The organism is Flavobacterium sp. TMP13, from assembly GCF_050847115.1.
Lineage (GTDB): Bacteria > Bacteroidota > Bacteroidia > Flavobacteriales > Flavobacteriaceae > Flavobacterium.
The window spans coordinates 3,693,380-3,704,928 of sequence record NZ_CP193656.1 but is presented as its reverse complement, the minus strand read 5'-3'; the positions used below and the strand labels follow the sequence as shown (position 1 = coordinate 3,704,928).

Genomic DNA, 11,549 nt, shown 5'->3' with positions numbered 1-11,549 from the left:
CTATTTTTGTAAAAAACAAAGTAAGTTGAAGGTATATTTTTTAGGCACAGGAACTTCACAAGGTATTCCAATTATCGGGGTTGATCATCCTGTTTGTAAGAGTGCTGACTCCAAAGATAAACGACTCAGAGTCTCTATTTGCATTACGTGGGAAGACTATTCGTTTGTAATTGATTGTGGACCAGATTTTAGACAGCAAATGTTAGCCTGCGAATGCAAGCACCTGGATGCGATTTTATTTACACACGAACATGCAGATCATACGGCAGGCTTAGATGATATACGTCCGTTTAACTTCCGTCAAGGACCAATTCCTGTTTATGCACATCAGCGCGTAATTGATAACTTAAAGAAACGCTTTGATTACGTTTTCGAAACTGTCAACAGATATCCAGGAGCACCTGCTGTTGATACGATTGAAGTGGTAAATCATGCGCCATTTGTTGTGGGAAATAAAACAGCTATTCCGATAAATGTAATGCACGGCGACCTGCAGGTGTTTGGTTACCGAATTGACGATTTTGCCTATCTAACAGATGTAAAAACCATTGCAGTCGAAGAAATAAAGAAACTAAATAATTTAAAAGTGCTCGTTATAAATGCATTGCGCATTGAGCCACATAATACGCATTTTAATTTGCAAGAAGCGCTAGATTTTATAAATTTGGTGCAACCAGAAAAAGCATATTTGACGCATATTAGTCACCTATTGGGTTTTCATGAAGAAATAGCAAAGCAGCTTCCCGAAAATGTGTTTTTGGCCTACGACAATCTAGAAATTACTCTATAATTATTTTTACAATGAAAAAATCTTTAATGCTATATCTTTTTATAGTTGCACTTTTAATGAATGTTTTTACTTATATGTTCTTTAGTAAAGAAGTAAAATTTGAACAAGAACGGTATGAAAAGACGACCAAAAAATTACGTGATAGTATCAATTTAGTTGAAACGCAATTGATCGAAGCAAATTATTTTTCATTGGAAAAAAATGAAAACGCACAAAATTATTTCGAATCTGGAAAAGGAGATAAAATAATCGCTTACGAAAAATTGATTCCCTATGTAACAGAAAAATTACTGGATTATAACGCAGAAGCAAATGGAAATCCGTACACTGGACAAGATAAAATGGGACCAAATAAATTTATCATCAATAAGATAAAAATATTAAATCACCGTTGGATTATTGCAGAGTACAGTAATGGTGAGTTTTGGGGAGAAGTACTGTTGAAATACTTTGTAAATACTGATGAAACGATATCTTTTGAAGTAAATCAGACAATGTTGTATCAAAAATAAAATCTTTCTTATAATAGAAACTAACAAGATTAAAATGAAAAAGTCCGTCTCAAAATTGCTTTGAGACGGACTTTTTTCTATTAATTAAAACGTATTATTTTGATAACCACTCCTTAAAGTCATAGAAATTTTGAGGTGCCACACCATGGCCAACAGGATATTCTTTATAGGTGATCGGGATGTTTAATTGCCCTAAAGCAGCAGGAGTTTTTCTTGCCCACTCCAAAGGTACTACTTGGTCAGAGGTTCCGTGTGAAGCGAATATTTTTAGGTTTTTAAAATCATTTTTTTCAAAACCTTCCGCAATAATATCAGCATTAAAGTAGCCACTCATGGCAACTACTTTCTGAATTTTTTCTGGATGAGAAAGTGCGACAGCATAACTTAAAATTGCACCTTGACTGAAGCCAACTAAACTCACATTATGGGCATCAATTGGATAGTTAGCAATTAGTTCATCAATAAAATCAGCAATAGTATCACGAGACACTTTAGCTTGTTCATTATCAGAAAACTTATTTTGATCTGCATCAAAATTGATAGCGTACCAAGCATAACTTCCAAATTGCATGTCATAAGGCGCACGAGCAGAAACCACATAATAGGTGTCTGGTAGTTCTGTTGCAAACGAGAATAAATCTTCTTCATTGCTGCCGTAACCGTGTAATAAAACGATCAATGGATTTTTATCTAATACTACTTTGGGAGCTTGTATTTTGTATTCTAAGGATAAATTCATGTTGTAAAATTCAGTGTTCAATTATTTGGTATTCATTTTTGATAACGCTACTGTTAAACAGTTATGAGAATTTGCGCTAGTTTAGTCTTAAATTTGCAACCGATTATCCAATTGTCTTAAACCATTTTTGAAAAATGTTTCCCAGCAATGGCACAGGAGTAGTCTCTCCCTTAATAGCGGTGATGATCCCGTAACCCCACAAAACGGATACACAAATCCACATTGGAAACGTGATCATGAAGCTGTCAAAATTACTAATAATCGCTCCAAAAGAAATAAAAGTCAGTGATAAACCTAGGGCTTGACGAATATGAAACGAAGCAAATTTATTTTTTTCGTCTGCATTCATAGACATTGCGATCAATACGCCTATTATTAAAATGTATGCTGTTATGGCAGCCGTTTTTCCGCTGTCGGTAGTTCTAGTCATTATTATTTATTTTAAAATCAATTGTTTTTGATTGTAAATACCGTAAACTGTTCCCTGCTGTCTGGTATTTAAAAAAGCAGAATTTTTAGATTTAGAAAGAATATTTGCTTTAGAAAACGTACTTTCTACCTTTGGATTAAAAAGAGTAAAATTAGCTTTTGAACCTTTTTTGATCGAATTGTTTTCAATAGAGAAAATAGCTTTTCCCAAGGTTAATTTTTGAATTACTATTTCCAAAGGTAATACCGTTAGTAAAGCACCAAAAGCACTTTCTAAGCCAATAGTTCCATTTTTGGCGGTATCAAACTCCATTTTCTTATATTCAATGTCAATCGGATTATGATCAGACGTTATCAAATCAATAGTCCCGTCCAGAACGCCATCAATCAGTGCTTTTCTGTCCGTTTCTGTTCTTAATGGAGGAGATACTTTGTAACGCGTATCAAAACCTTCAAGTTTTTCATCAGTTAGAACCAAATGATGTACCGATGCGCTGCAGCTTACTCTCAAGCCTTTGGCTTTTGCTTTCCGAATTAGCTCTACTGACTTAGCAGTGGAAATAGTGGGAATGTGTAATTTTCCAGCCGTATATTCTAATAAAAATAAATTTCTGGCAACTTGTAATTCTTCTGCCAAATTTGGAATCCCTTTCAAACCTAAACGAGTAGAAACAATTCCCTCATTAACTACTCCATTTCCTTTGATGTTCGAATCTTGCGGATAAGTAATTACCAAAGCATCAAAATCTTGTACATATTGCAATGCAATTTTCAAGACATTGGCATTTTCGATACTTTTATTGTAATCACCAAAAGCTACTGCTCCAGCATTTTTCATATCGTATAATTCGGCCATGTCTTTTCCTTCACTCGACTTGGTCAAAGCACCAATCGGGAACAATTCTGTAGCAAAACCCAATGCCTTATTGCGCACAAAATTGACTTGGGATTGATTGTCGATAATGGGGTAGGAGTTGGGCTGCAAGGCAATGGAAGTGAAACCGCTTTTAGCAGCAACTTGCAAACCGTTTGTGATGGTTTCGCGGTCTTCAAAACCAGGTTCACCAAGCGAAACACTGCTGTCAAACCAACCTTGCGAAAGATGCAAATTCTCTAACTTTACTTCTTGAAATTTAGCCTCATTAGCAAGAGAAGTTCCTATTTGAGCAATACTACCATCTTCAATCAATACATCGACTTTTTGGTGGTGAAATTCACTTGTAGAGTCGATAATTGTAGCTTCTCTGATGATTATATTCATAACGTCGCTTGTTTAATGTTGGGGTACGATTATTTTAACAATTTGATGATTGCCATTTCTGCGAACAAAAATAACAGAGCAAAGATAACAAACCATTTCCAAATTTGATTGTCGTTTCGATCGGTTTGTAAGGTATTAAATACCGTCGAAATGCTATCTGCAGTTTTGTATTTACGTAGCAATTTTTTATTTCGTTGACTCAAATCACTTTCAGTTCTTGGATAATTAAAACTTACGTTTTCAATCCATTCCTTTTTATCAAAAACACTATAATTACCAGCTTTTTCAGGAAAATCATCAAATGTTAATTTTACCTTATTATTTAAAATTTGCTGAATAGGAATAAACTGACCTTCCTTTCCTCTAACTTCTAAAAGAGCATCTTTAGTCAACTTTTTTTCTACAAAATACGGCTGATTGTCACCAATTTTTAATGCATTTAACCCTGATGTATTGGTGCTTTGTGCCAATTGATAAAAGACAGGAACAATAAGTGGCGATTGTTGAAAATTGGAGTTCTGCGTATTTAAAGCTGCCGCAAAAACAGATACTGCCGAAGTGGATTTTCTAATAGAAGTTAAAAAAACAGATTGATCTTCATAACTTAAAACCGAAGCATAAGCACTTGAAGCTGCAAATGAATTTTTAGTTTTTGGATATTGAAAGTTAGAAATTTTACTTTCGAAAACGCCAGAGAAAAGTGGATGATCGAAATTGATCTTTGTGACGAGTTTCTCGTTTGATTCAACATTTTTAAATACTACTTTTCCAAAAGTTGCTAGAAAAGAATTGAGTCCTGTAATAGTTGATTTTTGAGACGGAATAAGAACTAAATTGCCACCTTTTTCAACGAAAGATTTTAGAGTGGTTTGCAGTGCTTGCGGAATTTCGTCGAGTTCATTCAATAAGATAAGATCTTGATTTTCTATTGAATTGTAATTCAGACTTTCGATAGAGAAATTACTAAAATTAAATTCATTCGGAGTGTAAATTCGGCTTAGAAAATTACTTTTTTCTGGGCTTCCTATACTAATTACATCTATTTTCTTTCTTTTAGAAATACTAAAATACAGGCGATTATCATATGCTAAACCATTGTCTTCGATGCTCACATAACCATGAAAAGCTTCTTTCGGAATGGTAAAGTGAATCTTTTTTTTAGATGAATCGAATTTAGTCACTGTTTTAGCGCTCAATTTTTCATTATTGTATAGTGCGACCGAAACGGGTGAAATGTTTTCACCGTAAGCTGACAAATTAATACCTATTTCGTAAAAATTATCTAAAGTTTGAATAATGAAAACGCTATCGATAGCCACATTGTTTTTTTGTTCGGCTTCTGGAATTATAAAATAAGTCGCTTGTTGTAAGTTGCTGTTTTCTACTTGTTTTTGTGTCAATCCAACTGCATCCGTAATTACAATTATATCTTTATTAGTGCTAGTTTGATGGGCTTGTATTTTGGTAATCGTATTGTCTAATTGAAAAGATTCTGCACTGTATTTTAAACTTTGAAGTTCTTTGCGAACCGATTTAATATCGGTGTTCCAAAAACTTTCAGAGTTGGTAATCAGTGAGAAAGTTATGTTTTCAGGAGTGTTTTCTAATAACTCTTGTATGGCACGTTTTAGTAATTCACCCTTTTTTCCTTTGGATTGCATGCTAAATGAATTGTCTAAAATAATATACATTTCGTTTGATGCATTTTTGCTGTCTTTTGCTTCATAAAAAGGTTGAGCAAACGCTAAAATTAAAAAAAGGAGCAGCAACAACCGTGTTCCTAATAATAGCCACTTTTTTACTTTGGAGCTTTTACGAGTTTGTATAGAAAGTTGTTTTAGAAATCGAACGTTTGTAAAATAAGATTTTTTAAAACGTCGCAATTGAAATAAATGCACCAAAATAGGCACGAGCAACAGCAATAGAAAGTATAAAATTTGGGGATTCTTAAAGTGCATTTACTACCTATATTTAATTCATCATCATAAAATTTTAATGAATTTATAACCTCAAAAATACAAATTTGTTTACAGTTTTAAAGGAAGTTGTGATATTTTTTAAAATCGGCACGTATTTAAAAATTAACTCTTGGATATTGTTTATTTTAGCGGCTCTAAAAAACAAAAAAATGAAAAAATTACCCGCCTTAATGCTTGTTTTCGGACTTGCATTCTCTCTTCAAGCGCAGCAAAAATTAAACTTGTTAATTGGGACTTATACGACAACTTGCGAAAGCAACGGGATTTATACGTATGAATTTGATACGGAGTCTGGTTTATTCTCAAAAAAGAATGAAAGCGAGAAAACTGCTAATGCGAGTTATTTGACCGTTTCTCCCGATAATAAATTTGTGTACTCTGTAAACGAAATAGGAGATGAGAGCACCATTAGTGCTTTTGGGTACGATGCACAGTCGGGCCAATTAAATTTTTTAAATAAAGAAAGTGCTAAAGGTGGTGATCCTTGCTACATTATTAACGACGGAAAAAACGTAATCGCTGCCAACTATTCTGGCGGAAATATTTCAGTCTTTAAAACAACGGCTAATGGAATTTCTGAGGCTAAACAAATAGTTCAGCACACTGGAAAAGGATCTATTGTAGGACGCCAAGATTCACCTCACGTTCATATGGTGCATTTTTCTCCCGATAAAAAATATGTTTTAGTGAATGATTTAGGTTTAGATAAAATATTCGTTTATAAATATAATCGCGATTCTGAATCAGAAATTTTAACTTTAAAAAGTGCTATTTCTGTAAAAGCGGGTACAGGACCAAGACACCTTACCTTTAGCGAGAATGGTAAAAATGTGTATTTAGTGAGCGAGATGGACGGAAGTTTAACGACTTTTTGTTATAAAAAAGGATCCCTTAAACAACTGGACGTCACTACAATTTTGGATAAGAATGCAAGTCAAGAAGGCGCTTCTGCTGACATTCACACTTCTCCTGACGGTAAATTTTTATATGTAACCAATAGGGGAGAAGCAAATGACATTTCTGTTTTTAAAATAGGGAAAAAAGGAAAGTTAGCATTTGTTGAACGCATTAGCACAGGTGGTAAAGGACCTCGTAATTTTGCAATAGATCCAACAGGAAAATTTGTATTAGTTGGGCATCAATACACTAACAATGTAGTTATTTTTAAAAGGGATAGCGCCACTGGAAAACTAACAAATACTAACAATAATATAGAACTATGCTCACCAGTTTGCTTGGTTTTTACTAAGCAATAAAGTACTGCAACGTCTTATTGAAAAAAGGCTAAAATCATGTACGATTTTAGCCTTTTTTTTGTTGTGTGCTTTTAATACCCAATTGCATAATGTGAATATAATAGAAAATTAATTAAAAATAATATAATTTTTTAGTGTCGTATCCTCTTAATTTTGAGTATGTTAATTATTTTAAAACACACATATTATGAAAAATACAGAAAAGACCGCAGAAAAAAAGACAGAGAAAGACACTAAAAAAGCAGCAACTAAAACTGGTACAATAAAGGCGAAATCAGACGCAGCTTCTGGTTTAACAGAATTGTTTGAAGATGGGTTGAAAGATATTTATTGGGCAGAAAAAGCATTGACGAAAGCCATTCCAAAAATGATAAAAAATGCGACCAATAAGGATTTGATTTCTTCATTAGAAAAACATTTAACCGAAACGGAAGAACAAGTAACGCGTTTAGAAAAAGTTTTTGAACTGATGGATCAAAAGCCAACTGCAAAAAAATGTGATGCTATGGCTGGTTTGATCGAAGAGGGTAAAGGAATTATGGAGGAAACCGAACTGGGTGTTGTTCGTGACGCTGGCATCATTGCTGCGAGTCAAAAAATAGAGCACTATGAAATTGCTACTTACGGAACGTTACGACAATTTGCAGAAACTTTAGGTCATACTGAAGCGGCAAAACTGTTAGAAGAAACGCTGAAAGAAGAGAAGGCAGCTGATAAACAATTAACAATAGTTGCTGTAAAAGCAGTTAATGTAAAAGCAGCCAAAGAAGATTAATTTTAGCATACAGTAGCACGAAGTGTAGTTCTTAAAAAACTACACTTTTTTTTTATCTTAATAATTAAAAATATGCCAGAAGGTCCGTCCCTAGTTATTTTAAAAGAATTAGTCCACCAATTTGAAGGAAAAGAAATAATCTCTGTCGAAGGCAATTCGCCGGCGGACATCGAAAGGTTAGAAGGGCGAACGATTCTTTCTTTTCAAACCTGGGGGAAGCATTTTTTAATTTGTGTAGATGGCTTTACAGTCAAAATTCATTTATTGATGTTTGGTACCTACCGAATTAATGATAGAAAAGAGAGTGAGGCGCGCATGAGTTTGATTTTTAAAAGTGGTGAAATAAATTTTTACACGTGTTCAATTAAAATTTTAGAGGGCGACATCAATTCACATTACGATTGGAGAGAAGATGTGATGAGTGAAAGCTGGAATCCTACAAGAGCGAACGAAAGTCTAAACGCAATTCCTGATACCCAGATCTGCGACGCGCTTTTAGATCAAAATATATTTTCGGGAGTTGGAAATATTATTAAAAATGAAGTTTTATATCGGTGTAAAGTTCATCCCGAGTCGCTGATAGGTAAAATTCCTAAAAAACAGATTTCTTCCATTATTAAAGAAGCTAGAAAGTACAGCTTTGATTTTTTGAGGTGGAAGAATAATAATGAATTAAAAGAAAATTGGTTAGCCTACAGTCAAAAAGTTTGTCGTCGCTGTGATCTTTCATTCATAAAAAAAGATACAGGCAAAAAGAAACGTAAAAGTCATTTTTGTAGCAATTGCCAAAAGTTTTACCAATGAAAAATCAAATCAACATAGGCTGTTCTAGCTACTACAATAGGTTGTGGAAAGGAATTTTTTATCCCGAAGATTTACCAAGCAAAGAATGGTTTACGTTTTATTGCGAACACTTTAATACGTATGAATTCAATGGAAGTTTTTATAAATTTCCAACTATAAGAATTTTCGAAAACTGGTATAAAAAAACACCAGACAAGTTTTTAATAGCTGTAAAAGCACCCAAAGAAATTACACATGTTCGCAAATTCGTTGATTGCGAAAATTTACTTACTAATTTTTATAAAGTTGCCGAAACAGGATTGAAAGATAAGTTGGGAGCTGTTTTATTTCAATTTCCGCCAAGTTTTAAATTTAGTACTGAGAATCTTCAGCTAATTGTTAAAACTCTTAACTTGAGTTTTATAAATGTGGTCGAGTTTCGTCACGAAAGTTGGTGGAACCCTGAAGTGTGGGATGCTTTTTCAAGCAATAACATTACCTTTTGTAGTGTCAGTTATCCAAATTTGCCAGAAACGATTTCTGTAAATGGACCTTTAATTTACATGAGATTACATGGAAAACCGAAACTATTTTATTCGAGTTATACAGCAGAAGAGCTTAGAGCAATCAAATTTAAAATTGCCGAAAACGAAGCATTTGTGTACTTTAACAATACTGCAAGTGCTGCAGGGATTATAAATGCTGTAGACTTTAAAGCTTTATAAAAAAAAGGCAATCACAAATTAAATTGCAATTGCCTCTTTAAAAATTTAGAAATTATTTTTACAACTTCAGTTCTCCTTCAATTCCGTCGTCCATTGTTTTTCCAGTGACAAAAGCTGCTGTCATTTTAGCAACTGCAACGACTCTATTGTGTTTGTTGTTCCAGTAATAACCTTCGCTAGGAACGACCTTAATAACGCTCAAATTGGGATCATCTTCACCCTCTGGCATCCAAACTTTTACGATTGGTGTATATAATTCTTTGATAACTGCACGATCATACGAAATACTTGCATTTCCATGAATTGTTAAAAATTGATCTTGCGGTTCTGCAAAGAAAAGTTCTACTTTAGAATTCGCTAAAATTTCCTGATTCTTGTCGCTGTGGCGGTCAGATAAAAACCAAAGAGTACCGTCCTGATCTACTTTTTGAGCAGTCATTGGTCTTGAATTTAGTTTGTCACCGCTATACGTGCAAAACATACATGTTTTAATATCTTCGGCAAGATCTTTAATTTTTTCTGCGGCCGAATCGTTTCTTAAATCTTTATGATCTCCCATAACTTTATATTTTTTTTGATTACTTAATTTATTAATTTAAAGAGGTATAAAGTTCTGTTATTAACTGCATTTGATCTTACAGAATTAGGTTATAACTTTATTAGATTTCAATTAAATAAAAAAACCGCTTCATTTTAAAATGTAGCGGCTTATATTATATTATTAGGAAGCGATTATTTCTTCTTTTTCTTTTTTTTCTGAGCTTGAATTTTTAGCATATTTCTATTGACAGAACCATGTGTTTTTTTCTTTGTTTTTGATGGACCACCTAAATTAACTTTAGTGTTTTTCTTTGCTCTATCATGAAACGCACCTTCACCATCCAAAGTTTGCTTCTTCATCAAAAATTTGATCGGTTGTCTGTCTTTTTCTGGCTCAATTAGTTTGGTTGAAATTTCAACTTCTTCAGGAAGTTCTTCAACTTTTAATTCAGTATTCATCAAAACTTCAATTTCAATTTTAAATTCTACTTCACGAGGTGCTACAAAACTTATTGCTGTTCCAGTCGCATCGGCACGACCCGTTCTACCAATTCGGTGCATGTATAACTCAGGCATTTCAGGCATTTCGAAATTAATTACATGCGAAATATTTGAGATATCTAAACCTCTCGCCATAATATCGGTGGTTATTAAGCCACGTAAATTTCCTTTCTGAAATTCGGCCATCGTACTTAAACGGTAATTTTGTGATTTATTCGAGTGAATAACCCCAAATTGACCTTCAAAATCTTCATCAATGCGGCTGTGCAACATATCCGAAATCTTTTTGTTATTTACGAAAATCAAAACACGTTCCATGCTTTCGTTGGTCTCTAATAAGTGTTTCAGTAGATTGACTTTGGTATTAAAGTTGGCAGCGTTATAAGTAACTTGTGTAATGTTTTCGAGAGGTGTCCCAGATGGAGACAAAGTTACTTCTTCTGGAAAATCAAAAAAGTCACTTAATACAGCATCGACTTCATCTGTCATCGTTGCCGAGAATAATATGTTTTGACGTTTGGCTTTCATCATCGCCAAAAGTGCGGTTAATTGCGTGCGGAAACCTAAGTTCAACATTTCGTCAAACTCATCAATTACAAGTTTTTGAGTCTCATCAAAACGCACAACTGCATCCAGAGCTAAGTCCATCATACGTCCGGGCGTTCCTACCAAAACATCAACTCCTTCGTTAATTAATTTTTTCTGTGTATTAATATTTACTCCACCAAAAATACCAAGAATGTTAACCGACATGTATTTGGTCAATTTTTCCAGTTCATCCACAACTTGAACTACTAGCTCACGTGTGGGAACTAGAATTACAATTTTTGGAGTATTAGTTGGTGTAAATTTGTATAGTTTTAACAAAGGCAAAAGATAAGCAAACGTTTTACCAGTACCGGTTTGGGCAATTCCCATCATATCTCGTCCAGACATAATTACAGAAAAAGATTTTTCCTGAATAGGAGTAGGTGTAACAAATCCTAATTCATCAATTGCTTTTTGTAATGATTTTGGGAGATTAAATTTTTCGAAAGTGCTCATTGCATTAAATTTTCTGCAAATATAGCATTAAAAACATCTAAATTCACTATTAAGTGCCACCAACATTGTCGTTATAGCAATTGTAGCGCTATGTTTTTACGCGAAATATAAATTACGAAGCAGTATAAAGGCATTGAATTTGAATAGTTTTAAAATAAAAGAGAATAATGTGGAGAATATAAAGAGATGCTAGTTGCATACTTATTTCCGCAGTT

Annotated in this window: 12 protein-coding genes; 6 read left to right on the top strand and 6 right to left on the bottom strand. The window is 33.7% G+C overall.

Annotated elements, in window-relative coordinates:
- Window positions 1–25 precede the first annotated feature (25 nt).
- Together ACRASX_RS16000 and ACRASX_RS15995 are read left to right on the top strand one after the other, a co-directional pair.
- Window positions 26–790 carry an MBL fold metallo-hydrolase gene (locus tag ACRASX_RS16000; RefSeq protein WP_432221960.1) on the top strand — a complete coding sequence of 255 codons (765 nt, stop codon included), beginning with the start codon at window positions 26–28 and terminating at the stop codon, window positions 788–790.
- 11 nt (window positions 791–801) lie between these two features.
- On the top strand, window positions 802–1,302 hold the full coding sequence (locus ACRASX_RS15995) for a hypothetical protein (RefSeq protein ID WP_066307149.1): 501 nt from the start codon (window positions 802–804) through the stop codon (window positions 1,300–1,302).
- Window positions 1,303–1,396: 94 nt separating this feature from the next.
- Here ACRASX_RS15995 and ACRASX_RS15990 read toward each other — a convergent pair whose 3' ends face one another.
- The 4 genes from ACRASX_RS15990 to ACRASX_RS15975 all read right to left on the bottom strand — a co-directional run bounded on the left by ACRASX_RS15990 (window position 1,397) and on the right by ACRASX_RS15975 (window position 5,689).
- Entirely contained in the window at window positions 1,397–2,041 is a 645-nt protein-coding gene (locus ACRASX_RS15990) for an alpha/beta hydrolase (RefSeq protein WP_066307147.1), read from the bottom strand.
- Between the two features lie 103 nt (window positions 2,042–2,144).
- Window positions 2,145–2,471 (bottom strand): hypothetical protein, encoded by a 327-nt coding sequence (locus ACRASX_RS15985; protein ID WP_066307145.1) that lies wholly within the window; start codon window positions 2,469–2,471, stop codon window positions 2,145–2,147.
- Window positions 2,472–2,477: 6 nt separating this feature from the next.
- A complete protein-coding gene (locus tag ACRASX_RS15980; RefSeq protein ID WP_432221959.1) occupies window positions 2,478–3,731 on the bottom strand; it encodes a dihydroorotase in 1,254 nt (417 codons plus the stop codon).
- A gap of 29 nt (window positions 3,732–3,760) precedes the next feature.
- A complete protein-coding gene (locus ACRASX_RS15975; RefSeq protein ID WP_432221958.1) occupies window positions 3,761–5,689 on the bottom strand; it encodes a BatA domain-containing protein in 1,929 nt (642 codons plus the stop codon).
- A 170-nt stretch (window positions 5,690–5,859) separates the two neighbouring features.
- Between ACRASX_RS15975 and ACRASX_RS15970 the strand changes: the two genes are divergently transcribed.
- The 4 genes from ACRASX_RS15970 to ACRASX_RS15955 all read left to right on the top strand — a co-directional run bounded on the left by ACRASX_RS15970 (window position 5,860) and on the right by ACRASX_RS15955 (window position 9,249).
- Complete coding sequence (locus ACRASX_RS15970) at window positions 5,860–6,966, top strand: lactonase family protein (protein WP_432221957.1); 1,107 nt, start codon at window positions 5,860–5,862, stop codon at window positions 6,964–6,966.
- 187 nt (window positions 6,967–7,153) lie between these two features.
- On the top strand, window positions 7,154–7,741 hold the full coding sequence (locus tag ACRASX_RS15965; protein ID WP_066307139.1) for a ferritin-like domain-containing protein: 588 nt from the start codon (window positions 7,154–7,156) through the stop codon (window positions 7,739–7,741).
- Between the two features lie 72 nt (window positions 7,742–7,813).
- The gene (locus ACRASX_RS15960) at window positions 7,814–8,545 is read left to right on the top strand and encodes a DNA-formamidopyrimidine glycosylase family protein (protein ID WP_432221956.1); all 732 of its coding nucleotides are present in this window, start codon (window positions 7,814–7,816) and stop codon (window positions 8,543–8,545) included.
- Window positions 8,542–9,249 (top strand): DUF72 domain-containing protein, encoded by a 708-nt coding sequence (locus tag ACRASX_RS15955; RefSeq protein ID WP_432221955.1) that lies wholly within the window; start codon window positions 8,542–8,544, stop codon window positions 9,247–9,249. Before ACRASX_RS15960 ends, ACRASX_RS15955 begins: the two co-directional genes overlap by 4 nt.
- Window positions 9,250–9,307: 58 nt before the next feature.
- Here the strand turns inward: ACRASX_RS15955 and ACRASX_RS15950 are convergent, their stop codons facing one another.
- Window positions 9,308–9,808: a pyridoxamine 5'-phosphate oxidase family protein gene (locus ACRASX_RS15950; protein WP_432221954.1), complete on the bottom strand. Its 501-nt coding sequence runs from the start codon at window positions 9,806–9,808 to the stop codon at window positions 9,308–9,310.
- 173 nt (window positions 9,809–9,981) lie between these two features.
- Window positions 9,982–11,334: a DEAD/DEAH box helicase gene (locus ACRASX_RS15945; RefSeq protein WP_432221953.1), complete on the bottom strand. Its 1,353-nt coding sequence runs from the start codon at window positions 11,332–11,334 to the stop codon at window positions 9,982–9,984.
- Between the last annotated feature and the right edge of the window lie 215 nt (window positions 11,335–11,549).